General features: G+C 56.6%; 40 protein-coding genes. 1 reads left to right on the top strand and 39 read right to left on the bottom strand.

The features are described from left to right. Positions 1–71: 71 nt before the first annotated feature. The 20 genes from ABD919_RS02325 to ABD919_RS02230 form a co-directional block, all read right to left on the bottom strand. Entirely contained in the window at positions 72–500 is a 429-nt protein-coding gene (locus tag ABD919_RS02325) for a hypothetical protein (RefSeq protein ID WP_345233405.1), read from the bottom strand. Between the two features lie 134 nt (positions 501–634). Beyond that, a complete protein-coding gene (locus tag ABD919_RS02320; RefSeq protein ID WP_345233403.1) occupies positions 635–949 on the bottom strand; it encodes an FtsB family cell division protein in 315 nt (104 codons plus the stop codon). Between the two features lie 95 nt (positions 950–1044). Beyond that, positions 1045–2316, bottom strand: coding sequence for a phosphopyruvate hydratase (gene eno, locus ABD919_RS02315; protein ID WP_345233402.1), 1272 nt, complete (start codon positions 2314–2316; stop codon positions 1045–1047). A 253-nt stretch (positions 2317–2569) separates the two neighbouring features. Further along, the gene (rplQ, locus tag ABD919_RS02310; RefSeq protein WP_345233400.1) at positions 2570–3160 is read right to left on the bottom strand and encodes a 50S ribosomal protein L17; all 591 of its coding nucleotides are present in this window, start codon (positions 3158–3160) and stop codon (positions 2570–2572) included. A gap of 201 nt (positions 3161–3361) precedes the next feature. Beyond that, a complete protein-coding gene (locus tag ABD919_RS02305; RefSeq protein WP_345233398.1) occupies positions 3362–4351 on the bottom strand; it encodes a DNA-directed RNA polymerase subunit alpha in 990 nt (329 codons plus the stop codon). An 89-nt stretch (positions 4352–4440) separates the two neighbouring features. Then, positions 4441–5046 (bottom strand): 30S ribosomal protein S4, encoded by a 606-nt coding sequence (rpsD, locus tag ABD919_RS02300; RefSeq protein ID WP_345233396.1) that lies wholly within the window; start codon positions 5044–5046, stop codon positions 4441–4443. A 26-nt stretch (positions 5047–5072) separates the two neighbouring features. Continuing rightward, positions 5073–5465: a 30S ribosomal protein S11 gene (gene rpsK, locus ABD919_RS02295; RefSeq protein ID WP_345233394.1), complete on the bottom strand. Its 393-nt coding sequence runs from the start codon at positions 5463–5465 to the stop codon at positions 5073–5075. Between the two features lie 138 nt (positions 5466–5603). Continuing rightward, positions 5604–5981, bottom strand: a complete 378-nt coding sequence (rpsM, locus tag ABD919_RS02290) for a 30S ribosomal protein S13 (RefSeq protein WP_345233392.1) — start codon at positions 5979–5981, stop codon at positions 5604–5606. A 110-nt stretch (positions 5982–6091) separates the two neighbouring features. Next, a complete protein-coding gene (gene rpmJ, locus ABD919_RS02285) occupies positions 6092–6208 on the bottom strand; it encodes a 50S ribosomal protein L36 (RefSeq protein WP_046246595.1) in 117 nt (38 codons plus the stop codon). A 20-nt stretch (positions 6209–6228) separates the two neighbouring features. After that, on the bottom strand, positions 6229–6447 hold the full coding sequence (infA, locus tag ABD919_RS02280; RefSeq protein ID WP_035567874.1) for a translation initiation factor IF-1: 219 nt from the start codon (positions 6445–6447) through the stop codon (positions 6229–6231). A 5-nt stretch (positions 6448–6452) separates the two neighbouring features. Beyond that, a complete protein-coding gene (gene map / locus ABD919_RS02275) occupies positions 6453–7235 on the bottom strand; it encodes a type I methionyl aminopeptidase (RefSeq protein ID WP_345233389.1) in 783 nt (260 codons plus the stop codon). Between the two features lie 7 nt (positions 7236–7242). Further along, the gene (gene secY / locus ABD919_RS02270; RefSeq protein ID WP_345233387.1) at positions 7243–8556 is read right to left on the bottom strand and encodes a preprotein translocase subunit SecY; all 1314 of its coding nucleotides are present in this window, start codon (positions 8554–8556) and stop codon (positions 7243–7245) included. A 15-nt stretch (positions 8557–8571) separates the two neighbouring features. Then, positions 8572–9018, bottom strand: coding sequence for a 50S ribosomal protein L15 (gene rplO / locus ABD919_RS02265; RefSeq protein ID WP_345233385.1), 447 nt, complete (start codon positions 9016–9018; stop codon positions 8572–8574). A 13-nt stretch (positions 9019–9031) separates the two neighbouring features. Further along, positions 9032–9211, bottom strand: a complete 180-nt coding sequence (rpmD, locus tag ABD919_RS02260; RefSeq protein WP_345233383.1) for a 50S ribosomal protein L30 — start codon at positions 9209–9211, stop codon at positions 9032–9034. A 6-nt stretch (positions 9212–9217) separates the two neighbouring features. Then, complete coding sequence (rpsE, locus tag ABD919_RS02255; protein WP_345233566.1) at positions 9218–9709, bottom strand: 30S ribosomal protein S5; 492 nt, start codon at positions 9707–9709, stop codon at positions 9218–9220. A gap of 93 nt (positions 9710–9802) precedes the next feature. Next, complete coding sequence (rplR, locus tag ABD919_RS02250; RefSeq protein WP_345233381.1) at positions 9803–10153, bottom strand: 50S ribosomal protein L18; 351 nt, start codon at positions 10151–10153, stop codon at positions 9803–9805. A gap of 9 nt (positions 10154–10162) precedes the next feature. Beyond that, entirely contained in the window at positions 10163–10717 is a 555-nt protein-coding gene (rplF, locus tag ABD919_RS02245; RefSeq protein WP_345233379.1) for a 50S ribosomal protein L6, read from the bottom strand. A gap of 26 nt (positions 10718–10743) precedes the next feature. Beyond that, positions 10744–11142, bottom strand: coding sequence for a 30S ribosomal protein S8 (gene rpsH, locus ABD919_RS02240; RefSeq protein ID WP_345233377.1), 399 nt, complete (start codon positions 11140–11142; stop codon positions 10744–10746). Positions 11143–11468: 326 nt separating this feature from the next. Then, on the bottom strand, positions 11469–12164 hold the full coding sequence (locus ABD919_RS02235) for a metallophosphoesterase (protein ID WP_345233375.1): 696 nt from the start codon (positions 12162–12164) through the stop codon (positions 11469–11471). Positions 12165–12225: 61 nt separating this feature from the next. Beyond that, positions 12226–12591: an Imm51 family immunity protein gene (locus ABD919_RS02230; protein ID WP_345233373.1), complete on the bottom strand. Its 366-nt coding sequence runs from the start codon at positions 12589–12591 to the stop codon at positions 12226–12228. A 244-nt stretch (positions 12592–12835) separates the two neighbouring features. On the opposite strand from ABD919_RS02230, the gene ABD919_RS02225 reads away from it, so the two are divergent. Next, positions 12836–13282, top strand: a complete 447-nt coding sequence (locus tag ABD919_RS02225; RefSeq protein WP_345233372.1) for a hypothetical protein — start codon at positions 12836–12838, stop codon at positions 13280–13282. A gap of 60 nt (positions 13283–13342) precedes the next feature. On the opposite strand, the gene rpsN is transcribed toward ABD919_RS02225, so the two are convergent. The 19 genes from rpsN to rpsG form a co-directional block, all read right to left on the bottom strand. Beyond that, positions 13343–13612, bottom strand: a complete 270-nt coding sequence (rpsN, locus tag ABD919_RS02220; protein WP_035567891.1) for a 30S ribosomal protein S14 — start codon at positions 13610–13612, stop codon at positions 13343–13345. A gap of 6 nt (positions 13613–13618) precedes the next feature. Next, entirely contained in the window at positions 13619–14173 is a 555-nt protein-coding gene (rplE, locus tag ABD919_RS02215; RefSeq protein WP_345233370.1) for a 50S ribosomal protein L5, read from the bottom strand. A 14-nt stretch (positions 14174–14187) separates the two neighbouring features. Beyond that, positions 14188–14532 (bottom strand): 50S ribosomal protein L24, encoded by a 345-nt coding sequence (gene rplX / locus ABD919_RS02210; RefSeq protein WP_345233368.1) that lies wholly within the window; start codon positions 14530–14532, stop codon positions 14188–14190. 3 nt (positions 14533–14535) lie between these two features. After that, positions 14536–14904, bottom strand: a complete 369-nt coding sequence (gene rplN, locus ABD919_RS02205) for a 50S ribosomal protein L14 (protein WP_190925695.1) — start codon at positions 14902–14904, stop codon at positions 14536–14538. A gap of 9 nt (positions 14905–14913) precedes the next feature. Then, complete coding sequence (gene rpsQ / locus ABD919_RS02200) at positions 14914–15210, bottom strand: 30S ribosomal protein S17 (protein WP_345233365.1); 297 nt, start codon at positions 15208–15210, stop codon at positions 14914–14916. 3 nt (positions 15211–15213) lie between these two features. Next, complete coding sequence (gene rpmC / locus ABD919_RS02195) at positions 15214–15429, bottom strand: 50S ribosomal protein L29 (protein ID WP_345233363.1); 216 nt, start codon at positions 15427–15429, stop codon at positions 15214–15216. A gap of 3 nt (positions 15430–15432) precedes the next feature. After that, positions 15433–15858 carry a 50S ribosomal protein L16 gene (gene rplP / locus ABD919_RS02190; protein WP_345233361.1) on the bottom strand — a complete coding sequence of 142 codons (426 nt, stop codon included), beginning with the start codon at positions 15856–15858 and terminating at the stop codon, positions 15433–15435. Between the two features lie 106 nt (positions 15859–15964). Continuing rightward, complete coding sequence (gene rpsC / locus ABD919_RS02185; protein ID WP_345233360.1) at positions 15965–16834, bottom strand: 30S ribosomal protein S3; 870 nt, start codon at positions 16832–16834, stop codon at positions 15965–15967. Positions 16835–16840: 6 nt separating this feature from the next. Then, positions 16841–17254 carry a 50S ribosomal protein L22 gene (gene rplV / locus ABD919_RS02180; protein ID WP_345233358.1) on the bottom strand — a complete coding sequence of 138 codons (414 nt, stop codon included), beginning with the start codon at positions 17252–17254 and terminating at the stop codon, positions 16841–16843. A 1-nt stretch (position 17255) separates the two neighbouring features. Then, the gene (gene rpsS, locus ABD919_RS02175; RefSeq protein WP_046246577.1) at positions 17256–17534 is read right to left on the bottom strand and encodes a 30S ribosomal protein S19; all 279 of its coding nucleotides are present in this window, start codon (positions 17532–17534) and stop codon (positions 17256–17258) included. A 2-nt stretch (positions 17535–17536) separates the two neighbouring features. Then, positions 17537–18364: a 50S ribosomal protein L2 gene (gene rplB / locus ABD919_RS02170; protein ID WP_345233355.1), complete on the bottom strand. Its 828-nt coding sequence runs from the start codon at positions 18362–18364 to the stop codon at positions 17537–17539. A gap of 104 nt (positions 18365–18468) precedes the next feature. Then, positions 18469–18756: a 50S ribosomal protein L23 gene (gene rplW / locus ABD919_RS02165; RefSeq protein ID WP_345233353.1), complete on the bottom strand. Its 288-nt coding sequence runs from the start codon at positions 18754–18756 to the stop codon at positions 18469–18471. After that, a complete protein-coding gene (rplD, locus tag ABD919_RS02160) occupies positions 18756–19394 on the bottom strand; it encodes a 50S ribosomal protein L4 (protein WP_345233351.1) in 639 nt (212 codons plus the stop codon). The genes rplW and rplD overlap by 1 nt, the downstream gene beginning before the upstream one ends. A gap of 8 nt (positions 19395–19402) precedes the next feature. Further along, positions 19403–20023: a 50S ribosomal protein L3 gene (gene rplC, locus ABD919_RS02155; protein WP_345233349.1), complete on the bottom strand. Its 621-nt coding sequence runs from the start codon at positions 20021–20023 to the stop codon at positions 19403–19405. Between the two features lie 234 nt (positions 20024–20257). Beyond that, on the bottom strand, positions 20258–20860 hold the full coding sequence (locus ABD919_RS02150; protein WP_345233347.1) for a hypothetical protein: 603 nt from the start codon (positions 20858–20860) through the stop codon (positions 20258–20260). Between the two features lie 122 nt (positions 20861–20982). Continuing rightward, positions 20983–21633, bottom strand: coding sequence for a hypothetical protein (locus ABD919_RS02145; protein ID WP_345233345.1), 651 nt, complete (start codon positions 21631–21633; stop codon positions 20983–20985). 100 nt (positions 21634–21733) lie between these two features. Next, positions 21734–22039 carry a 30S ribosomal protein S10 gene (gene rpsJ / locus ABD919_RS02140; protein WP_190925673.1) on the bottom strand — a complete coding sequence of 102 codons (306 nt, stop codon included), beginning with the start codon at positions 22037–22039 and terminating at the stop codon, positions 21734–21736. Positions 22040–22164: 125 nt separating this feature from the next. Beyond that, positions 22165–24303, bottom strand: coding sequence for an elongation factor G (fusA, locus tag ABD919_RS02135; RefSeq protein ID WP_345233342.1), 2139 nt, complete (start codon positions 24301–24303; stop codon positions 22165–22167). 94 nt (positions 24304–24397) lie between these two features. Beyond that, positions 24398–24865: a 30S ribosomal protein S7 gene (gene rpsG, locus ABD919_RS02130; protein ID WP_305006668.1), complete on the bottom strand. Its 468-nt coding sequence runs from the start codon at positions 24863–24865 to the stop codon at positions 24398–24400. Between the last annotated feature and the right edge of the window lie 10 nt (positions 24866–24875).

The following is a 24875-nucleotide window of genomic DNA, read 5'->3' as shown; positions in this document are numbered from 1 at the left end:
CATCAGCTCCAATCGTTGGATTACTGAGTGGCATCCACTACAAGCGCTAAATATAAGCCAGGCATAAGCGCTTACCGCTTCGGCCGGTATAGCTGAAAGCCCAGCACCTGCCGCGTCGTCGTATCCCGAAACGTTACTTCCAGCCATTCCGGTGGGTGCTTCAGCATAGAGTCGGCGGGGAAAGAAAAGGCCACGAAGCCCTTGCTGCCGCCGGTTTCCATGAGAAAAAACCCCAGCTTGTACAGCTCGATGGCGGTACCGCGCTGCTGCCCCCGCGCATACAAGGGCCGCGCCGCGGCCTGAAATCTGGTAATACTCATGCCCTGCCGCACTTCCGGGGCCAGCCGCCCGTAGGCCGACTTATAGTCGCCGCGCAGCACCGCCAGCAGAAACTGCCGCGCCACCTGCACCTGGGAAATCGGCCGCTGCGGGCGGGTTTGCCCCGATACCAGACCCCAGCTCATCAGCGCCAGCAGCGTTGCAACCGTCCAGTTTCTCATGTATAGGGTTTAGTTTTAAATAGTGGCGATACGGGCCAGCGCTTAGGATAGGCAGTTAAAAGTTGAGAGTTAAAAGTTAAAAGCCGTCTGGTTTTTAACTTTTAACTCTCAACTTTTAACTAAAGAAAACTCTTCTATTCCTCCTCCTGCGGCACCAGCACGAACACATCTTCGCCCGGCCGCTTCATCAGGTAGCGCTCCCGGGCAAACTTCTCCAGCAGCGCCGGGCTGCTCATCAGCTCGGCCCGGTCCCGCTTCACTACCTCAATGTTGTCGAGGTAGTACTGCTTCTCGCTGCGCAGCTCCTGCCACTTCCGGTAAATCTCAAACTGCTTGCCCAAATCGTTGGAGTCAAACACCAGCATCCACACCAGGAAGCTTACCCCGGTGAGAAAGTAAAAGCTGCGCACCACGCGCAGCAGCGGTGAGATAAACGAGGGCAGTTGCATAGGTTCTTAGTGATTAGTACTTGGGGCCTGGTGCTTAATGAATAGCTGTTTTTCGGACAGACCAAGCACCACGCACTAGGCACCACGCACTAAAATTACATCTTCCGACCCGGATAGTAGGCGATTTCGCCCAGCTCTTCTTCAATGCGGAGCAGCTGGTTGTACTTGGCCATGCGGTCGGAGCGCGAGGCGGAGCCGGTCTTAATCTGGCCGGTGTTCAGGGCCACGGCCAGGTCGGCGATGGTGTTGTCCTCGGTTTCGCCCGAGCGGTGGCTCATGATGCTCTTGTAGCCGTTGCGGCGGCCCAGGTTGATGGCATCGATGGTCTCGGTGAGCGTACCAATCTGGTTTACCTTGATGAGGATGGCGTTGGCAATCTGCTCATCAATGCCGCGCTGCAGGCGGCTCACGTTGGTTACAAACAGGTCGTCGCCCACCAGCTGCGTGGTGCTGCCGATGCGCTCGGTCAGGGCCTTCCAGCCGGCCCAGTCGTCTTCGTCCATGCCATCCTCAATGCTGATGATGGGGTATTTCTTTGTCCAGTCAGCCCAGTAGTCCACCATCTCGGCCGAAGTCAGCTTGTCGCCGGTGCTCTTCTTGAAGTGGTACACGCCGTTTTCATAGAACTCCGATACGGCAGCGTCCATGGCAATCATAACGTCCTCCCCCGGGCGGTAGCCGGCCGTTTCAACTGCCTGCAGCACAATCTTGATGGCGTCTTCGTTCGACTTGATGTTGGGGGCAAAGCCGCCTTCGTCGCCCACGTTGGTGCTCAGGCCCTGCTTTTTCAGCACGTTTTTCAGGTGGTGGAAAATCTCCGAGCCCCAGCGCAGAGCCTCCGAGAATGAGGGCGCCCCCACGGGCATAATCATGAACTCCTGGAAGTCGATGGAGTTGTCGGCGTGCGAGCCCCCGTTGAGGATGTTCATCATGGGCACGGGCAGCGTGGTAGCGCCCACCCCGCCCACGTAGCGGTAAAGCGGCATGCCGGCATCCTGAGCAGCGGCGCGGGCCGCGGCCAGGCTCACGCCCAGAATGGCGTTGGCGCCCAGGTTGGCCTTGTTGCTGGTGCCGTCCATCTCGCACATAATCTTGTCGAGCAGGGCCTGCTCGTACACCGAGAAGCCCACCAGCTCTTCGGCAATGCGGTTGTTGACGTTGTCCACGGCCTTGAGCACGCCCTTGCCCATGTACATGCTCTTGTCATCATCGCGCAGCTCCACTGCCTCGTGCTTGCCGGTGCTGGCGCCGCTGGGTACCGCCGCGCGGCCCGTGGCGCCGCTTTCGGTGGTCACGTCCACCTCAATGGTCGGATTGCCGCGTGAATCAAAAATCTGCCGGGCGTAAATCTGAGAAATGATGCTCATGGGAAAGCGGTGTTTAAGGTTAAAGAATATAGCGCAAACCTACGGCAAACAGAATAAACCCGCACCTATCGCCAAAATGCGGTGCTGGCAAGACGTACGCTTTCAACCTGGTACCGGCATAAGCAGCACACTTTCTACGTCAGGCTCCCCTCCCCCAGAGGGGAGGGGTCGGGGGTGGGGCCGAACGGTTAAAACGAAAAAAGGGACGCACCTCGCGGCACGTCCCTTTTCCAGAATAGGTTAAAGCAGAAGCTTAAGCCTGAGCTTCCTCGCGGCTCTCGCCGTCTTTTACCGTGTCGGTAGCGGTGTCGGCCGGAGCCGAAGTTTCTACCGTAGCAGCAGGAGCAACAGCTTCGCCGGTCACCTCGGTAGCCGAGGTAGCAGCGTCACCGGTAGCAGCACCGCCCGACTTCTTGCGGCTGCGCGAGCGGCGGGTCGTGGTAGCCTTCTCCGAAGCAGCTTGCTTGGCTTCCAACAGGGTCTCGTTGTAGTCAACCAGCTCGATTACGCACATGTCGGCATTGTCGCCCAGGCGCGAGTCGCTCAGCTTGATGATGCGGGTGTAGCCACCGGGACGGTTAGCTACTTTGGCCGCTACGTCGCCGAACAGCTCTTTCACCGACTCCTTGTTCTGCAGCGAGGCAAACACCATGCGGCGCGAGTGGGTGGTGTCGTCCTTCGACTTGGTCAGCAGGGGCTCTACGTACTTGCGCAGGGCTTTGGCTTTGGCCACGGTGGTGGTCAGGCGCTTGCTGATGATAAGCGAAGAAGCCATGTTCGACAGCATGGCGTGGCGGTGGGCGGTGGTACGGCCCAGGTGGTTGATTTTCTTTCCGTGTCTCATCGGACTGAATGGTTAAATGTGCGCTTGCGGGCAACGACCACGGCGGGCCTTGGCCTCAATTGAACCGCTGCCCCTGGGGCGCACTGGTTGATTAATTAATGAATGGATTATTGATGTGCTGATAAAGAATAAACTGACAAAAAGAAGATGTGCTAACCTGCCGGATAATCCAGCACATCAGCACATCTACTAATCAGCAAATTATTCTTCGTCGAGGCGGTACTTGCTCAGGTCCATGCCGAACTCCAGGCCGCGCTCCTCCACGAGGTTTTCCAGCTCGGTGAGGCTCTTTTTGCCGAAGTTGCGGAACTTCATCATGTCGGCGATTTCGAGCTGCACCAGCTCGCCCATCGTCTTGATGTCGGCAGCCTTGAGGCAGTTCTTGGCGCGTACGCTCAGCTCCATGTCGTCAAGCGGCGTTTTCAGCATCTTGCGCATCTGCATGGTTTCCTCGTCAATCGGCTCGTCCTCCGTCACGCGGGGGCCTTCAAGCGTCATCGTGTTGTCGGAGAACAGCACGAAGTGTTGGATGAGGATGTTGGCCGCACCTTTCAGCGCGTCCTCCGGGTGGATGGAGCCGTCGGTCTGAATCTCAATGATGAGCTTCTCGTAGTCGGTCTTCTGCTCCACACGGGTGTTCTCGATGCTGTACTTCACGTTCTTGATGGGCGTGTAGATAGCGTCGATGGCAATCTGACCAAAAACCTGGTCGGCCGGCTTGTTTTCCTCGGCGGGCACGTAGCCACGGCCACGGGCGATGGTCAGCTCAAACTCAAGCTCCTTGCTGGGGTCGAGGTGGCAAATCACGTGGTCGGGGTTCAGCACTTCAAAGCCGCTGGCAAACTTGCCGATGTCGCTGCCCGAGAAGGTCTCCTGACCTTTTACGCGCACCGTAATTTTATCCGCGATGGCATCGCTGGTCTTCTTGAAGCGCACCATCTTCAGGTTGAGGATGATTTCGGACATGTCCTCAATCACGCCTTCGATGGTCGAAAACTCGTGCAGTACGCTGTTGGTGCGTACCGACGTAATAGCGAAACCCTCCAGCGACGACAGCAGAATGCGACGCAGCGCATTGCCGATGGTGACGCCGTAGCCCTTCTCGAGCGGCTTAAATTCAAACGTCCCGGTGAAGTCGTCGGATTTCTCCATCACTACTTTCTCCGGCATCTGAAAAGCTAAGATTGACATATGTGGGGCGTTAAAAACTTTGAAAAAAGAGGGAAAGTATAAGCACAAGTGCGGCCCGGCAGACTGCCGGGCCGCTACCAGTAGCGCTATTACTTCGAATACAGTTCGACGATGAGCTGCTCGGTGATTTTCTCCGGAATCAGCTCACGGCTCGGGGCGTTGGTGAACTTGCCGGTCATCTCCTTGCCGTCCCACTCCAGCCAGGGGAACTGACGGGCGTTGCGCACCGACAGGCTGGTGGTAATGGCTTCGAGCGACTTCGACTTCTCACGAACCGCTACCACGTCGCCGGGACGCAGGTGGTACGAGGGAATGTTCACCACCTCACCGTTCACGGTGATGTGCTTATGGCCTACCAGCTGACGGGCCGCGCGGCGCGTCGAGGCAATGCCCAGACGGTACACGGTGTTGTCGAGGCGGGCTTCCAGCAGGGCGAGCAGGTTGTCGCCGGTGATGCCGGGCATGGTGGCAGCCTTGTGGAACAGGTTTTCGAATTGCTTCTCCAACATGCCGTACATGTACTTCACCTTCTGCTTCTCCATCAGCTGAACCGCGTATTCCGACTGCTTCTTGCGGCGGCCGCGGCCGTGCTGGCCCGGAGGATATGCTTTCTTGTTGAGGGCCTTATCAGGGCCGAAAATCGCCTCGTTAAAGCGACGGGCAATTTTTGAGGTAGGGCCGGTATAACGTGCCATGGGTATCTAAATTCTGAAGGTAAAAACTAAACGCGACGACGCTTGGGGGGGCGGCAGCCGTTGTGGGGCAGCGGCGTTACGTCGCGGATGGTGGTCACCTCAATACCCACGTTGCCGAGGGCGCGGATGGCCGACTCACGGCCCGAGCCCGGACCTTTCACGAACACTTCGGCTTTGCGCATGCCCAGGTCGTGGGCTACTTTGCCGCAGTCGCTCATCGCCATCTGTGCAGCGTAGGGCGTGTTCTTCTTGGAACCACGGAAGCCCATTTTGCCGGCCGAAGCCCACGAAATAACTTGACCGTTATTATTGGTGATGGAGATGATGATGTTGTTGAACGAGGCACGGATATGTACCTGGCCAACCGGCTCCACCACGACAACGCGCTTCTTGGCTTTGTCTTTTCTTTTCTGTGCCATTTGGTTATCGCAAAAATGCGGGAGGTGTTAGAAGGAATTATGAGTTATGAATTATGAATTATGAGTTGAATACCACGAGGGCAAAACCCAGAATTCATAACTCATAATTCATAACTCAATCTGATTCCCGGTTAAGATTTATTTAGTTGCCTTCTTCTTACCGGCTACCGTCTTACGCTTGCCCTTGCGGGTACGCGAGTTGTTCTTGGTGCGCTGACCACGAACCGGCAGACCTTTACGGTGACGCAGACCACGGTAGCAGCCGATGTCCATCAGGCGCTTGATGTTGGTCGTGATTTCCGAACGCAGTACGCCTTCGGTCTTGTGCTCCGCGGCAATGATAGCGCGGATGGCACCCGACTCCTCGTCGGTCCAGTCCCGTACCTTCTTGTTCAGGTCGACACCGGCCTTGGTCAGAATTTTCTGGGAATTGCTCCGGCCGATGCCGAAGATGTAAGTCAGGGCGATTTCGCCGCGCTTGTTGTCCGGGATATCAACCCCTGCGATACGAGCCATGTTGTGTGGTTATGTGTTTGCGGACAGAACCCCGGCAACGGCTTGGAAGGCGGAAAGTGGACTGAAGGCCTACTTCCCATTACCCAAGGTTCCGGGATTCTAAAATTGGATTAGCCCTGACGCTGCTTGAAGCGGGGGTTTTTCTTGTTGATGACGTAGAGCTTGCCATTACGGCGGACCAGCTTGCAGTCCACGCTACGCTTTTTCACCGAGGTTTTTACTTTCATGACCTGTGAAGAGAAACGGTTTATTTATAACGATACTTAATCCGACCCTTCGACAAGTCGTAGGGTGACATTTCCAGCTTCACCTTATCGCCGGGCAGAATCTTGATGTAGTGCATCCGCATCTTGCCCGAGATGTGGGCAATCAGCTGGTGGCCGTTTTCCAGCTCCACGCGGAACATGGCATTGGAAAGGGCTTCGAGGATGGTACCGTCCTGCTCGATGGAGGCTTGTTTTGCCATAAGGGCTACTGCAATGCTTTTTCTATGTATTCAAAAGACGTCAGAATTTCCGCCTTTTCTTTTCTAACAACTACCGTGTGCTCAAAGTGCGCGGAAGGCTTGCGGTCCTTGGTGCGAATGGTCCAGCCATCCGCTTCCTGCACCACGTCCTTCTTGCCCAGGTTCACCATCGGCTCAATGGCGATGACAAGCCCGGTCTGAAGCAGTGGCCCGGAGCCCCGCTTGCCATAATTTGGCACTTCGGGTTTCTCGTGCAGGTTGCGCCCCAGCCCGTGGCCAACCAGCTCCCGCACCACCCCGTAGCCTTTTGGGGCCACGTGGTTCTGAATGGCGTAGCTGATGTCGCCGACCCGGTTGCCGCTCACGGCTTGTTCAATGCCTTTATACAGCGACGCCTTGGTTTCCCGCAGCAGGTCGAGTACTTCCGGCGCCACCTCCCCGATTGGATAGGTGTAGGCACTGTCTGCGTGGTATCCGTTCAGGAAAACCCCGCAGTCCACCGAGAGAATGTCGCCGCTTTTCAGCGGCTCATCGGTGGCAAACCCATGCACTACTACCGAGTTTGGCGACAGGCACAGGCTGTATGGAAACTTGTTATACCCTTTGAAGGAAGGAACTGCGCCGTGGTCCCGGATAAACTCCTCCGCGCGCTTATCCAGCTGGCGGGTGGTTGCTCCTTCTTTCACCATCGCGGCTACTTCGCCGTGGGCCCTCGCCAGCAGCTGCCCGCTGGCTCGGATAAGGTCAATCTCTTCTTCGGTCTTGTAGATAATACTACCGCTTGCCATTGTCTGCTTACGAAGCCAGTGCTACGTTCTCAGCGCGGCCGCGCAGCTTACCCGATTTCATCATGCCGTCGTAGTGCTGCATCAGCAGGTAGCTCTGCACCTGGTTAACGGTATCCAGCACTACCCCTACCATGATGATAAGGGAGGTACCACCGTAGAAGGCCGAGAACGGACGCGTAACACCCAGCAGCAGGGCAATGGCCGGGAAGATGGCAATCAGGGCCAGGGCCACGGCACCCGGCAGCGTGATGCGGGTGAGGATTTCATCGATAAACTCCGAGGTCTCGGCACCCGGCTTCACGCCCGGCACAAAACCGCCACTGCGCTTCAGGTCATCGGCAATCTGGTTGGGATTGACGCTGATGGCCGTGTAGAAGTAAGTGAAGATGATAATCAGCGAGGCAAACACTAGGTTGTACTGCCAGGAAGTGTAGTCCGAAAACTTCACCCCTATGTAGTTGGCAGCGTCGCTGGATTTCCAGGCCGAAGCCACGATGGCGGGCACGAACATCAGCGACTGCGCGAAGATGATGGGCATTACACCAGCAGCGTTCACCTTGAGGGGAATGAACTGGCGCTGGGCGTCCAGCTGCGTGGTGCCGCCTACCTGCTTGGCGTACTGCACCGCGATGCGGCGCACGGCCTGGGTCAGCACAATCACTGCCATTACCACCAGGAACAGAACTACCAGCTCCAGCAGGAAAATCAGCGACTTGTTAACACCCTTCGCGGCAGCTTCACCGATGATGGCACCGGGGAGGCGCGACACGATACCAATCATGATAATCATGGAGATACCGTTGCCGATGCCTTTGTCCGTGATTTTCTCACCCAGCCACATGCAGAACAGCGTGCCGGCCGTGATGATAATCATGGTCGAAACCGTGAAGAAGGTGCCCGGATTGATGATGGCATCCGCGTTGATGGTGGCGATAAAGCCGACCGACTGCGCCAGCACGATGGGAATCGTGAGGATGCGGGTGTACTGGTTAATTTTCTTGCGGCCTGACTCGCCCTCCTTCTGGAGCTTCTGGAAGTACGGCACGGCAATCGTGAGCAGCTGCAGCACGATGCTGGCCGAGATGTACGGCATGATACCCAGCGCGAAAATCGACGCGTTGCTGAACGCGCCGCCGAGCAGCGTATCCAGGATACCGAACAGCCCTTCCGCACCGTCCTTCAGACGCGCCGGGTCGACACCCGGCAACACCACGAAAGAACCTAGGCGGTAGATAGCAATGAAAAATAGCGTATTGAGGATTCGCGCACGCAAATCCTCAATCGCAAAAATGTTCTTTATCGTGGTGATAAACTTATTCATTGCCGTAGTTAGGCTTTACAGCGTTACCGCTTTACCTCCGGCCTTCTCAATGGCTTCAGCAGCCGACTTCGAGAAAGCGTGGGCGTGAACTTCCAGGGCGGCGTTTACTTCGCCACGGCCCAGAACCTTGATTTTGGCGTTTTTCGAGGCCAGGCCGTTGGCAACGAAGTAAGCAGCGTCCATGGTGGTGGTGCTGTTCTTCTCCAGCAGCGAGGTCAGCACATCGAGGTTGATGGCTTTGTACTCTACGCGGTTGATGTTGTTGAAGCCGAACTTCGGCACCCGGCGCTGCAGGGGCATTTGGCCACCTTCGAAACCGGATTTGCGCTTGTAGCCCGAACGCGACTTGGCACCCTTATGACCACGGGTAGACGTGCCGCCCCGGGTCGAGCCCTCACCACGGCCGATGCGCTTCTCGTTTTTAGTCGAGCCTACGGCGGGTTTTAGATTGCTAAGATTCATAACGAGAATTGTCCTACAGTTCGGTTACTTCCACCAGGTGTTTCACGGTAGCCACCATGCCGAGGATGGCATCGTTGACTTCGTGCTGGGCGGTGCTGTTGATTTTGCGGAGGCCCAGAGACTGGACGGTGCGCTTCTGCCGCTCGGGGCGGTCAATCACGCTGCGCACGAGCTTTACTTGAATTTGTGCCATTGTCGATTAACCGTTAAAAACGCGGGAAAGAGAAATGCCACGAGCCTGGGCGATTTGCAGCGGGTCGCGCATCTTAGCCAGGGCGTCGAAGGTTGCCTTCACCACGTTGTGGGGGTTAGACGAGCCTTTCGACTTGGCCAGTACGTCCTTGATGCCGGCGCTTTCGAACACGGCACGCATAGCACCACCAGCGATAACGCCCGTACCAGCCGCGGCGGGCTGTACCAGTACGAAGCCACCGCTGTATTTGCCTTCCATCTTGTGGGGCACGGTGTGCTTGTACATCGGAACCTTCACCAGGTTCTTCTTGGCGTCGTCAATGCCTTTGGCAATGGCGTCGGTTACTTCGTTGGCTTTGCCGAGGCCGTAGCCCACGGTGCCGTTGCCGTCGCCTACCACCACGATGGCGGAGAAGCTGAAGCGGCGGCCGCCTTTCACCACCTTCGCTACGCGGTTGATGGCTACTACTTTTTCTTTGAAATCGGAGTCAGCCCCCATCCGGGAGTTGTCCTTGTTGCGGTCGCGGTCGTTGCTACGCTGACGGTCGCCACCACCCCGGTTATTGTTGTCGCGTTCTTGCGCCATGATATTTTAGAAATTGAGGCCGCCTTCGCGGGCTCCTTCTGCCAATGATTTTACGCGGCCGTGGTAGAGGTAGCCCGAACGGTCGAACACCACCTTGGTGATGCCTTTCTCCTGAGCTACGGCGGCAATCTGCCGACCTACTGCGGCGGCAAGGGCTACGCCGTTGCCACCCTCAACCGATACTTTCTTCGACGAGGCCGCGGCCAGGGTGCGGCCTTGGGTGTCGTCGATAATCTGCGCGTAGATGCCCGTGTTGCTGCGGAACACCGACAAGCGCGGCCGCTCGGACGTGCCAGCCACCTTGGTACGGATGATGCGCTGGATCCGCTTTCTGCGTAGTGCTTTATCAAAAGCCATGATGCGAACTTATTTAGAGGCCGTTTTACCAGCTTTGCGACGAATGATTTCACCCACGAAGCGAACACCCTTGCCTTTGTAAGGCTCAACCTTGCGGAGCGAGCGAATTTTGGCGGCTACCTGACCCAGCAGCTGGTTGTCGATGCTGTTGAGGGTAACGATGGGGTTTTTGCCTTTTTCCGTTACTGCCGTCGCAGTTACTTCCTTGGGCAGGGCAATAAACACGTTGTGCGAGTAGCCCAGGGCCAGCTCGAGCGTAGTGCCGGCCAGGGAGGCCTTGTAGCCTACACCTACCAACTCCAGCTTCTTCTCGAAGCCGCTGCTTACGCCAACCACCATGTTGTTGATGAGCGAGCGGTACAGGCCGTGCATGGCCTTGTGGCGCTTCTGCTCGGTGGGACGGGTTACCGTGAGGGTGCCGTCTTCGATAGCAACGTTGATGTCGCGGTCTACCTGCGTAGAGAGCGTGCCTTTGGGGCCCTTCACCGTTACCACGTTGTCTTTCTCAACCGAAATAGCGACCCCGGCGGGGACAGTAATCGGCAGTTTACCAATACGTGACATAGTTAATTATCTGTTGCGGTTCCGGATTAGTACACGTAGCACAGCACCTCGCCGCCCACGTTCTCGGTTTTGGCTTCCTTCTCCGTCATCACCCCCTTGGAGGTGGAGATGATGGCGATGCCCAGGCCGCTGAGGACGCGGGGCAGGTTGTCGGCCGCCACGTACTGACGCAGACCAGGGGTCGAAACGCGCTGCAGCTTGGTGATGGCAGGAGCCTTGGTGGTGGGGTTGTACTTCAGAGCGATTTTGATGGTGCCCTGAACTGCGGCGTCATCAAAGCGGTACGACTGGATGTACCCTTTGTGGTACAGCACCTTCGTAATTTCCTTTTTGATGTTGCTGGCCGGGATTTCTACTACCCGGTGGTTTGCCTTGATGGCATTGCGCACCCGGGTCAGGTAGTCGGCGATTGGATCAGTATTCATTGAAAATTAAATGCGTCCGCTTTTTTCGGAGCGCAAAGATAAGAAAATTTCGCCGGCCCCGCTACCGGGTCCAACGAAATTTCGGTTAAGACTACTTGGCTTGCCCGGCGACGGTGCAGCCAATGGTTTCTTTCGGCAACCTGCCAAATAAGGTCGGGGCGTCCCCCAGTATTTCGAGGTGCAAAGGTAGCGGTAAACCTGTGACTTATGCAAATGCCCGGCATTTTTTTGAGCTACTCCTAGCCGTTACCTGCGCTTCCCGCCCCCAGATTTTGGCAGTTGGCACCCTTTTCCGGCCTATACAGCGGGCTGACTATACCTTCTTTTTAATGTAATTCAGCACTGCGGCCCTTCACTCCCGGATACAGCTCCCGCACTGCATCGCTCTGCACGTACTCCTTGGTTCGCACATTCATCATGGTTAATGGCCCGCCATAGGCGGCTCCCTGGTCCAGGTTCCACACGTTGCCCTGCTGCACCGGAGTGCTGCTGGCCGGCCAGGTCGGCGTGTGCCCGATAAAGCACTCGCCATATGTCTTGGCCGCCAGCTGCTCCCGCCACAGCCGGCGGGTCCAGATTAAGTCGTAGGGGTCCTGCACCTCAATGGGCCGGTCGGGGTTGTAGCCCGCGTGCACGTAGAGGTTGTTGGCCTCATCCACAAAGTATGGCTGCTGCCGCTGGAAGAACTCGCGGAAATGCCGGCGTCGCTCCTGGGAGGCCAGCTGCTGGTAGGCCTCGTAGGTAGCCTTGCCGCCCTGTGCATACCAGCTCAGGTTGATGTGGGCCAGGGGTGCCGCGGTGGCCAGCCACTCGGCCGTCCACCAGTCGTGGTTGCCCTGCAGCCAGATACTGTTGGGAATGCTTAGCAGGCGCTCCACGCAGGCCGGAGTATCGGGCCAGCCATCGGACACGTCGCCAAGCTGAATAAGACGGTCGATGCCTGGCCGGAAGGGACTGCTCTCCAGTACCTGCTCCAGGGCTCGGACGCCGCCGTGGATATCACCGAGGACATAGGTTTCCATTCGGCGTTATACGCCGAGCGGGCAATTCGTTTGAATCCGGTTTTCGCAGTTATCCTCTCTCCTACTCGAAGAAGTCGCTTGGGTCGGTTTGGCTCAGGTATTTCTTAAGCAGCTGCGTGCTGCCGAACACCGGCTGCACCAGTAACAGAAAGCGCCTTACCACCGCCTCGCTGTCGGCATACACCACGAAGGTGTCGCCTTCCTCATCAAACTCCAGGTGCTCGAGAATGTCCGGGTCGGCTTCCTCCAGCATGGTGCTGATGTGCTCCACCCAGGAAGGGCCGTTACCGCTGTAGCCAAAGTCTTCGAACAGGTTCCGGTATTCTTCCAGCTCCCCTACCGGCGACTGTATGCAGAAGCGCCGCTCCGGCATCGCGGGGTGAACGGGGTTGATGGGGTCAATCTGGAAGGGAAAGACGATGGGCATGAAAGTAGACTTGTGAGCTGGCAAGGTACGGTCGTCTTAACCAAGCGCTGGCGTGAGTTCAGCGCAGCGTAACTCGTGCCGGCCATTCGGGCGAGGCTGTGCCTCGCATTGGAACAAGTTGTAAGAACAATCGGCACAGTCCCGCTTTGCCGCTTCGCGGCAGTGGAGGCACTTTATACGAACCAATTAAATCGCAGTACCAAAACCTCATTAACTTCGGACTTATCGTTTCTTAATTTCGACTATGGAGAAGCTGAGCAAAATTTTCTGGCTCCTAACTATTGTATTTCCCAATCTCTGTGCTGCCCAGCCTTCCACAGCAGCGGACTCCTTGATAGGCTCTTGGGCGATGTCAGCAACTGAGCACATATCGATTAATAAGGTTTCCAAAAGTCAAATTACTCAAACTACTTCCCGCATTCTTTGTAATACTTGTCCAGTGGTTACATTCGATTCCAATGGCACCGGCCAGGTAATAAGTGCGAACGGCTTAAAACAACCATTCAAATGGGCAGTAGCTAACAATAGGCTGAAGGTGGTAAAGTATACCTCTAAAAAGGCAAAGCCCTTTTCAATACTAAGGGACAGTATTTACAGCATAAGGATAAGCCAGCACCAATTAGGCGGCGATGTACTAAAGCTACTTGATACCTCAGCTACTACTTACGTTTTGGTAAAGAAATATCCGTAAACACAAAAAGCCCCTGATTGCTCAGGGGCTTTTTTATTCGTTGGCGAAAGCCTGACTGGACTACCAGCTCGACTTAGTCACACCAGGAATTTTCCCGGCAAGTGCCATTTCGCGGAAACGCACGCGGCTGATGCCAAACTTGCGCATGTAGCCGCGGGGGCGGCCGTCAATCATGTCGCGGTTGTGCAGGCGCACGGGCGAAGCGTTTTTGGGCAGCTTGTCGAGACCTTCGTAGTCGCCGGCAGCTTTCAGAGCCTTGCGCTTCTCAGCGTAGCGGGCCACGGTGGCAATGCGCTTGCGCTCCCGTGCTTTGATGGATTCTTTAGCCATAAGGGATTAAGCGTCTTTTTTAGCGTTAGCGAAAGGCATCCCGAAAGCTTTCAGCAGCTCGTAGCTCTGCTCGTCGTTTTCGGCGGTGGTCACGAAGGTAATATCCATGCCCGAGATGCTCTTGATTTTGTCAATCGAGATTTCGGGGAAGATGATTTGCTCCTTCACGCCCAGCGTGTAGTTGCCGCGGCCGTCGAAGCCTTTGTCGTTGATGCCTTTGAAGTCACGTACGCGGGGCAGGGCCACCGTCAGTAGGCGGTCCATGAACTCGTACATCTTCTCGCCGCGCAGGGTCACTTTCGCACCGATGGGCATGCCTTCACGGAGCTTAAAGTTCGACACCGAACGCTTGGCGATGGTGGCAACAGCCTTCTGACCGGTAATGGTCGTCAGCTCGTCCACGCCGTTATCCACCAGCTTCTTGTCGGCTACAGCCGCGCCAATGCCGCGGTTGATGCAGATTTTGGTGATGCGCGGTACCTGCATGATGCTCTTGAACTGGAATTTCTCCTGGAGCGCCGGTACTACGTCTTTCTTATAAATTTCTTTCAGTCGTGCCATGATGAGGGGGCTGCTTAAGCCGTTTTGGCGGTGGCACGCTTGGCTTTGGCAGGAGCAGCAGCCGGAGCTGCGGCGGCTGCGGCGCCTTTGCGCACACGCTCACCGGTGGTGGGGTTAATAGCCTGCACATTGCTTACGTGCATGGGCGCCTCCATCTTGGTGATGCCGCCCTGGGGCGATTTGGCGCTCGGCTTGTTGTGCTTGGTCACCAGGTTCAGCCCTTCCACGATAACGCGCTGGGTTACCCGGTTTACCGACTTGATAACGCCGGTCTTGCCCTTCTCGTCGCCCGAAATCACCTTAACGGTGTCGCCGGTCTTTACGTGGAGCTGTACGGGGTCTGCTTTTTTGATAGCCATGTCTTACAGTACTTCGGGGGCCAGCGATACGATTTTCATGAACTGACGCTCACGCAGCTCACGGGCCACTGGGCCGAAGATGCGCGTGCCGCGGGGCTCGTCGTTGTTGTTGAGCAGTACGGCCGCGTTGTCGTCGAAGCGGATGTACGAGCCGTCCTTGCGGCGTACTTCCTTTTTCGTGCGAACTACTACGGCCTTGCTCACGGTGCCCTTCTTGGCGTTGCCCGAGGGCAGCGCCGACTTAATGGCTACCACAATCTTGTCGCCTACGGAGGCGTATTTCTTGCCCGTGCCACCCAGTACGCGGATGCAGAGGACTTCCTTGGCGCCGCTGTTGTCGGCTACCGTCAGGCGGGATTCTTGCTGTATCATCGGTCTGGATTACTTAGCGCGTTCAACAATTTCAACCAGGCGCCACCGCTTGGTCTTGCTCAGGGGGCGGGTGCTCATGATGCGCACCGTGTCGCCTTCGCCGCACTCGTTTTTCTCGTCGTGGGCGTGGAATTTCGTGGTTTTGGTCACGAACTTACCGTAGATGGGGTGCTTTTGCTTCTGCACCACAGCTACCGTGATGGACTTGTCCATCTTGGAGCTCGTTACCGTGCCGGTGATTTCCTTGCGCATGTTGCGCGAGGCTTCAGCTGCGGCCTGGTCTTGGGTATTTACGTCGGTTGCCATCGGTTATTGAGCGGATTTAGTGGCCTGCTCGTTTTTGCGACGGTTTTCCTCGGTCAGCAAACGGGCGACGGCTTTACGGTTAACCTTGATGCGGGCGGGGTTTTCCAGGGGCGAAATCGCGTGGGCGAAACGCAGCTGCTGGCCCTGGGCCTGCTCGGTTTTAATTTGCTCTTTCAGCGCTTCAGCGGAAAGGCTTTTGAGGTCGGTCTTGTTCTTCATGGCTTACGCGGCTTCGGTGTAGTCGCGGCGAACCACGAAGGAAGTTTTCACGGGCAGCTTCTGGGCAGCCAGACGGAGCGACTCCTTGGCTACTTCCAGCGATACGCCGTCCGATTCGAACATAATCATACCCGGCTTCACGCAGGCTACCCAGTACTCGGGCGAACCTTTACCCTTACCCATCCGCACTTCAGCAGGCTTCTTGGTAATAGGCTTGTCGGGGAAAATACGGATCCATACTTGCCCTTCGCGTTTCATGGCGCGGGTCATGGCAATACGGGCAGCCTCAATCTGGCGAGCCGTAATCCAAGACGTTTCCAGCGACTTGATAGCGAACGAACCGAAGTCTATGGAGCTGCCGCGGTAGGCCAGGCCAGTCACGCGACCCTTTTGCATCTTGCGATACTTGGTCCTTTTCGGTTGTAACATTTGATTTTAAATAAAAAGAGTTGTTCTGAAAGAATTGGGCGAACAGCCGGAGATTTCACTTCGTTCACCGCCGAGGGGTATTCGAAGTGAAATCTCCGCTTATGTTCTAGCGACGCGGGCCGCGACCGGCACCACCACCCTGGGCGGGACCGTTACGACGGGGACCAGCGTTGTCGCCGGCACCGCCACGGGGACCACGGTCGTTGCCGCCACGGCCGCCACGGTCACCGTCACGACGGGGGCCACGGTCACGGTCGCCACGCTCGCCGCGGGGGCCGCGGTCGTCACGACGACCACCGCCTTCGCCGCCACCGGGGTTGGTGAGCTGCTGGTTGGGCGAGAGGTCGGGCTTGCCGAACACCTCACCGCGCATTACCCACACCTTGATGCCGATTTTGCCATACACGGTCTGAGCTTCCGACAGGGCGTAGTCGATGTCGGCGCGCAGGGTGTGCAGCGGCGTACGACCTTCCTTGTACTGCTCCGAGCGGGCAATCTCAGCGCCGCCGAGACGACCACCGCACTGAATCTTGATGCCTTCGGCACCAACACGCATAGCGGCCTGGATGGACATCTTCATGGCGCGACGGAACGAGATACGGGCAGCCAGCTGCTGGGCGATGCTTTCACCAACGAGCTTGGCGTCCAGCTCGGGGCGCTTAATCTCGAAGATGTTGATTTGAACGTCCTTGCTGGTGATTTGCTTCAGCTCGTCCTTAATCTTGTCGACTTCCTGACCGCCTTTGCCGATTACCACACCCGGACGAGCCGTGTTGATGGTGATGGTGATGCGCTTCAGGGTGCGCTCAATCACAATGCGGCTGATGCCGCCTTTCTGAATGCGCGCGTTGATGTACTTGCGGATTTTTTCGTCCTCCACCAGTTTCTCGGCGAAGTCCTTGCCGCCGTACCAGTTGGAGTCCCAGCCTTTGATAACTCCCAGACGGAAGCCAACCGGATTTACTTTCTGTCCCATATTAACTTAGGATTTGGCGTCGGCCTTAGGGTTTTCGGTGGTGGCAGCTTCGCGAGCGGCTTTGCTGCCCATTTTCTCAACCTTGGTGTCGATTTTCAGCGTCACGTGGTTGCTGCGCTTGCGGATGCGGTGGCCACGGCCCTGGGGGGCGGGGCGCAGTCGCTTCAGCTGCCGGCCTTCGTCGACGAAGATTTCGCTGATGTAGAGGTTTGCGTCCTCAATCCGCTCGTCTTCGTTTTTCTGCTGCCAGTTGGCCAGGGCCGAGAGGAGCAGTTTCTCAATCTTCTCGGCGCCAATATTGGCTTCGAAGCGCAGCAGGCCCAGGGCCTGCGTTACTTTCTTGCCGCGCACGAGGTCGGCCACCAGGCGCATCTTGCGCGGCGAGGTGGGCACATTGCGGAGTTTAGCTACTGCTTCCATCTTAGCGCTTGCCTTTATCTTTTTTGGCGATGTGACCACGGAAGTTGCGGGTCGGGGCGAATTCGCCCAGCTTGTGCCCTACCATGTTCTCGGTCACATACACCGGGATGAACTTATTGCCGTTGTGAACAGCGAACGTGTGGCCTACGAAATCCGGGGAAATCATCGAGCGGCGCGACCAGGTCTTTACCACCGACTTCTTACCGGCCGTTTCGAGGGCCGTGACTTTCTTTTCCAGCCGGAAGTCAATGTACGGCCCTTTTTTGAGTGAACGTGCCATAATTACTTCTTGCCTTTGCGGCTCACAATCAGGTTCTCCGAATACTTGTTTTTGTTGCGGGTTTTCTGACCCTTAGCCAGAATACCGTTGCGGCTGCGGGGGTGACCACCCGACGAGCGGCCTTCGCCACCACCCATGGGGTGGTCGACGGGGTTCATGGCTACACCACGAACGCGGGGACGACGACCAGCCCAGCGGTTGCGGCCGGCTTTGCCCATGCGGACGTTCATGTGGTCGCCGTTCGAAACGGTACCAACCGTGGCCATGCAGGTAACGAGTACCATGCGCATCTCACCGGAGGGCAGCTTCAGGGTAGCGTACTTCTCTTCACGAGCTACGAGCTGGGCGTAGGTGCCGGCCGAGCGGGCCATGGCAGCGCCCGTGCCGGGGTGCAGCTCAATGTTGTGAACGATGGTACCGAGGGGGATTTCGCGCAGCGGCAGGGTGTTGCCCACTTCGGGAGCAACGCCGGTGCCCGACTCAATCTGCGCGCCAACCTGCAGGCCGGCGGGAGCGATGATGTAGCGCTTCTCGCCGTCAGCGTAGCTGAGCAGGGCGATGCGAGCCGTGCGGTTGGGGTCGTACTCGATGGTCTTCACGGTAGCCGGAACACCGGCCTTGTCGCGCTTGAAGTCCACGATACGGTACTGGGTTTTGTGTCCACCGCCGATGTAGCGGTTCGACATCTTACCGGAAGAGTTCCGGCCACCCGATTTGTTGAGGGAAGTCATCAGCGACTTCTCCGGGGTCGACGTGGTAATCTCGTCGAACGCCGGCGCAACGCGGAAGCGCTGCCCTGGGCTGGTTGGTCTGAGTTTTTTGAGTGCCATTACTAGCTAGTTGTGCTTTTGCGGCGAAAAATTAGGTTTTAGGTCTTAGGAGCTTAGGTCTTAGCAGGTTTACTAAAACCTAAGTCCCTAAGACCTAAAACCTCTTAGAGATTTCCGTAGAAGTCGATTACGTCGCCTTCCTTCACGGTCACGATGGCCTTCTTGCCATGTGCGCGGCGGCCCGAGATGGAGCCACCTTTCGTGAACTTCGACTTAACCTTGCCAATGGTGCGCATCGTGTTGATGTCGGTCACGGTCACGCCGTACAGCGTTTCGATGTCCTTCTTGATTTGCACTTTGTTGGCGGTGCGCTCCACTTCGAACGTGTAGCGGCCTTTTTCATTCAGGCCCGTGGCCTTCTCGGTCACGATGGGGCGTTTCAGGGTGCTCATTATTCAGCGGTGCTATAGAGTTGAACCAATGAATTCAGGCCGTCTTCCGAAAGCAGGAGCGTGTCGGTGTTGAGCAGGTCGTGGGTGTTGAGGCCTACCGGCGTCGACACTTTTACCTTCTGGATGTTGCGGGCGCTCAGCACCACGTTCTTGTCGGCAGCACCGGTCACGAGCAGGGTCTTCTTGCCGTTGCTCAGCTTCAGGTTATCGAGGATAGCCACGAAGTCCTTGGTGCGGGGGGCGTTCAGGGAGATGTTCTCCACCAGGGCCACCTTGCCGTCTTTGGCCAGGCTCGACAGAGCCGACAGACGAGCCAGACGCTTGGTCTTTTTGTTGAGCTTAAAGCCGTAGTCGCGAGGCTGGGGACCGAAAATGCGGCCACCACCAACGAACACACCCGACTTCATGCTGCCGGCGCGGGCGCCGCCCGTACCCTTCTGCTTCTTCAGCTTCTTGGTGGTACGGTTTACTTCCGCACGCTGCTTCGACTTGTGCGTACCCTGGCGCTGGTTGGCCAGGTACTGCTTTACGTCGAGCCACATCACGTGCTCGTTTACTTCGAGGCCGAAGATGGCGTCAGACAGGGCAACCTTGCGGCCGGTGTCTTCGCCTTTGATGTTATATACTGCGAGTTCCATCGTATCGTCTATTTCTCGAGTACCACGTAAGAGTTTTTGGCACCGGGTACCGAACCGCTCACCAGGATGAGGTTACGGTCAGCCACAACGCGCATCACCTTCAGGTTCTGGATTTTCACCCGGTCGTTGCCCATGCGGCCACCCATGCGCATTCCTTTGAATACGCGGGAAGGCCAGGAGCACGCACCGATAGAACCGGGGTGACGCAGACGGTTGTGCTGGCCGTGGGTCTGGCCACCAACACCCTGGAAGTTGTAACGCTTTACAACGCCCTGGAAACCCTTACCTTTTGAGGTGCCTACTACGTCCACGAAATCGCCTTCCGTAAACAGGGAAGCGTCAATCGTAGCGCCGGCGGCGTAGGTCGATTCGGCGTCGAGGCGGAATTCAACCAGTTTCTTCTTGGGGGTGGTACCGGCTTTAGCGAAGTGACCAACCAATGCTTTGGTGGTGTTCTTGGCTTTCTTCTCGCCGTAGCCAACCTGAATGGCGGTGTAACCGTCATTGGCGACTGTCTTTACCTGCGTCACTACGCACGGACCCGCCTCGATGAGCGTGCAGGGAATGTTTTTCCCGTCCGGAGTGAAGAGGCTTGTCATACCGATTTTTTTACCGATGATGCCAGGCATTCTAGTGTGGATTAATGAACACAAAAAGAAAACGGCCGAGTGCCGTTTTCTGAAATGGAGTGCAAAGCTAAGAAAAATCCAGACGAAATCCCAGCGTGGCGGAGAAATAATTTTCTAAGTGAGGCATTTAGCCCACGGTTCCTACTCCTTCGGCCATGCCTGCGCCCATAAATGCAAAGCCCGCCGGGGCTTGCTCACCGGCGGGCTTTAACAGCGAATGGACCTTATCCACGTTTATATCCGGCTCCACACTGTACCAGCCCTCGTGTCGAAACGAACAAGGCCCTCGTTTTTGGTGACGAACGTCCGTATAACCGTGGAACTTGGCTTGGAGTCGGTATAAAAAGGAATCATGGAGCTTTCCAGTACATTCTGGTAGCTGCGCCCGCCCACTACGAGCTGGGAGTGAAGCTGGCTGGTATTGCCGTTTCCCGTACTGCGGGGCGGCACCCCGTCTTCCACGTTGCCGATGGGCAGCTCAAACTCCATATCGGCCCATACCAGACTGGCCAGCACTTTTACCTCGGAGTTGGTAGCGCCTGGGGCCAGGCTTAGGAAGTGCCGCTTGGCTTGCACACTGTCGGTGCGCTCGAGCTGGATGTTGATGGCCTGCACGTAAAAGGTGGGGCAGAGCGTGCCTTTGCTGGTGCCCTTGGCGTCCATCTTGTCTTCTACCTCTTTTATCAGGTAGCTACGCTCGTAGCCGGCGGCGTTGCGGAAGCGCCACACCGCTCCTTTCACGTAGGGATTTACCCAGGCTTGTTGCCCAGCAGTAAGCCTGTATTGGGGCAGGCCGTCGTCATCACACACTTCCTTACAGCCGCTAGCGACAAGCACAGCAAGGCTGAAAACTGGTATCAAAATCCGGGCTTGCAGAAAAGAGGAAGGCATTATTAAAGAGTGTGGGTTTAAAAGAGATTGTTGGAGCCTCCATCCCGAACGGAAGTTTAGTTTTTTAGCTATATCCGGTCCCAGGCAGTACCGGCCTTGGTTTCAAACCGAATGATGCCCTCAGTCTTGGTTTGAAAAATGCGCACCACGGACGAGGGCGCTTTCCCCGCTGCTACCACTGGGGCAATCGTGCACTCTATCACATTCTGGTAAGTGCGACTTCCAGCCGTGTACTGAGCCAATATCCGCGAGCTGCTCACCGAATTGTAATTAACGGGAGTTGAACCTTCTTCAACCTCTCTTATCGGGAGCCAGAAGGAATTTCCGTCCCAATACAGTGCGGCGGTGAAGGGGGTATCGCGGCTATAGCTGGCAGTGGCTAGCTGCAGGCTATGGCTGGCAGTATGTGCTGAGTCCGTACGTTCCAAACTCACGGTGAGGCTTTGATGATAGTAGCTGGGGCAGAAGGAAGATTTACCGCCCCCTCTGCCGAGCATATCATCGGCAAAACTTTTAATGAGGTAGCTTCGCTCGTACCCGGCGGCATTACGAAAGCGCCAAGTGGTGCCCTGCACAAAAGGATTGGCCCATTCGCGCTGCCCACTGGTAAACTGGAACTGTGGCTTGTCGCCTTTGTCACATACCTCGTCGCAGCTGCTGAGTACGGATGCTGCCGCTAAAAGAAGAAAAAAGGGTTTTTGCAGGGTGGTTGGGTACATAAGCGGATAAAGTGACAGGGAATTGAGGCTTGTGTCCTTAGATAAAAGGAAAGCCCCACCATGTTACCATGATGGGGCTTTCTGCTAAAGGGTTGCTTCCTCAGACTTTGATTTCTACATCAACGCCGCTGGGCAGCTCCAGCTTCATGAGGGCATCCACGGTTTTCGACGAGGTCGAGAAGATGTCCACCAGACGCTTGTAGGTGCAAAGCTGGAATTGCTCCCGGCTCTTCTTGTTCACGTGGGGCGAGCGCAGCACGGTGAACTTCTCCTTTTGCGTGGGCAAAGGAATCGGACCGCTCACGATAGCACCGGTGGCCTTCACGGCCTTCACGATTTTTTCGGAGGATTTGTCGACCAGGTTGTGGTCGTAGCTTTTCAGCTTGATGCGAATTTTCTGGTTCATTGTATTTGGTAGGGGCCGATTGCCCCCGTTAGAAAAGCTTTATTATAATGGTTAGTTATTAATGGTTAATGATTAATGCCGTTCAACGAATCATTAACCACTAACCATTAATCATTAACCACTGCTTATTTACCTCCTTTGGCTTTGGCAACGATGGCGTCGGCCAGGTTGGTGGGCACCTGCTCGTAGTGCGAGAAGGTGAGCGATGCTGAAGCACGACCCGAAGAGATGGTGCGCAGGTCGGTTACGTAGCCGAACAGCTCCGACAGGGGAACGTCAGCCTTGATAACCTGAGCACCGGCCTTGGTGTCCATGCCCTTCATCAGACCACGACGACGGTTCAGGTCACCGGTTACGGGACCGGTGTACTCGTCGGGGCAAACTACTTCAACAGCCATGATGGGCTCCAGCAGTTTCGGACCAGCCTTGCGGGCAGCTTCGCGGAAGCCGTCGCGGGCTGCGAGTTCGAACGACAGGGCGTCCGAGTCAACGTCGTGGAACGAGCCGTGGTAGAGGCGCACCTTCATGGTTTCGAGCGGGAAGCCGGCCAGCGGGCCACGCTTCATCGCCTCTTCAAAGCCCTTCTGGATGGGGGCGATGAATTCGCGGGGGATAACACCACCTACGATGGCGTTGTCGAACTCCAGACCAGCCTTTTCCGGCTCGGTTTCTTTCGGGCCCAGTTCAAACACGATGTCGCCGAACTTACCGCGGCCACCGGTCTGCTTCTTGTAGGTTTCGCGGTGGTCGACTTTCTTGGTGAGAATCTCCTTGTAAGCAACCTGGGGAGCACCCTGGTTGATTTCAACCTTGAACTCACGACGCATGCGGTCGATGATGATTTCAAGGTGGAGTTCGCCCATACCACGCAGGATGGTCTGGCCGGTTTCCTCGTCGGTGTTCACGCGCAGGGTGGGGTCTTCCTCGATGAGCTTGGCGATGGCCATGCCCATTTTGTCCACGTCAGCCTGGGTCTTGGGCTCGATGGCGTAGCCGATTACCGGCTCGGGGAAGCTCATCGACTCCAGAACCACGGGGTTCTTCTCATCGGTCAGCGTGTCGCCGGTCTTGATGTCCTTGAAGCCTACACCAGCAGCAATGTCACCCGCCTGAATCTTGTCAATCGGGTTCTGCTTGTTGGAGTGCATCTGCATCAGGCGCGAGATACGCTCCTTCTTGCCGGTGCGGTTGTTCAGCACGTAAGAGCCGGCGTCCAGTACGCCGCTGTAGCAGCGGAAGAAGCACAGACGACCTACGAAGGGGTCAGTAGCGATTTTGAAGGCCAGCGCGGTGAAGGGCTCCGAGTTGTCGGGGTGACGCTCGATTTCAGCACCCGAATCGGGGTTGGTACCGATGATGGGGGGCATGTCGAGGGGCGAGGGCAGGTAAGCCATTACGGCATCCAGCATGGTCTGCACACCCTTGTTCTTAAAGGCCGAGCCGCAGAGTACGGGCGAGAACTTCATGTCGATAACCGCCTGGCGGATTACCGTCATCATTTCCTCGCGGGTAATGCTGTCCGGGTCGTCGAAGAACTTCTCCATCAAGGTGTCGTCGTACTCAGCAACGCTCTCCACGAGCTTCTCACGCCACTCAGCTACCGTGTCAACGAGGTCCTCGGGAACGGGGATTTCGTCGTACGACTTGCCTTCGGTCTTGTCGTCCCACACAATGGCTTTGCCGGTGAGCAGGTCAACTACGCCTTTGAAGGTGTCTTCGGCACCGATGGGGATTTGCAGGGGCACGGGGTTAGCGCCGAGCTTGTCCTTAATCTCCGTTACTGCCTTGAAGAAGTCGGCACCGGCACGGTCCATCTTGTTGACGAAGCAGATGCGGGGCACCTTGTACTTGTCAGCCTGACGCCATACGGTTTCCGACTGGGGCTCCACGCCGGATACGGCGCAGAACAAAGCCACGGCACCGTCGAGCACACGCAGCGAGCGTTCCACTTCTACCGTGAAGTCAACGTGGCCGGGGGTGTCAATCAGGTTGATTTTGTACTGCTTGGTCTCGCCCGTCTGGTTGCCTTTGGCATCGGTGGGGTAGTTCCAGAAGGTGGTAGTAGCAGCCGACGTGATGGTGATACCACGCTCCTGCTCCTGCTCCATCCAGTCCATCGTGGCGGCACCATCGTGCACTTCCCCGATTTTGTGGGTTTTACCCGTGTAATACAGAATACGCTCCGACGTCGTGGTCTTACCGGCGTCGATGTGCGCCATAATCCCGATGTTACGGAGGTACTGGAGGTCTTTGTTAACGGCCATTTTTCAATGAGTGAATGAGTGAATGGCTGAATGAGGTAAATGTTTCTGGTCAGAATCATTCACTCATTCACCCATTCAGTCATTCGCACTTGAATTAGAATCGGAAGTGCGAGAAGGCCTTGTTGGCCTCAGCCATGCGGTGGGTGTCGTCCTTTTTCTTCACGGCGGCACCTTCACCTTTTGCGGCGGCGATGATTTCGCCGGCCAGCTTGTCCTTCATGGTTTTCTCACCACGACGACGAGCGTATTGAATCATCCACTTCGAACCAACGGCGATGCGGCGGTCGGCGCGCACTTCAATCGGCACCTGGAACGTGGCACCACCTACGCGGCGGCTCTTCACCTCCACGGTCGGCATTACATTGTTCAGGGCTTTGCGCCACATTTCGAGGCCGCTCTCCTTGGTGCGCTGCTCCACGAGGTCGCAGGCGTCATAGAAGATGGTGTACGCCAGGTTTTTCTTACCGTCGTACATCATGTAGTTCACGAAACGCGTTACCAGCGTCTCTTTGTATTTGGGGTCGGGAAGCAGGATACGCTTCTTCGGTTTGCTCTTACGCATGATTTTATGT

This window comes from Hymenobacter saemangeumensis (assembly GCF_039541835.1).
Classification (GTDB): Bacteria; Bacteroidota; Bacteroidia; order Cytophagales; family Hymenobacteraceae; genus Hymenobacter; species Hymenobacter saemangeumensis.
The sequence above is the reverse complement of the archived record's forward strand: the minus strand, read 5'-3'. Positions and strand labels throughout refer to the sequence as shown.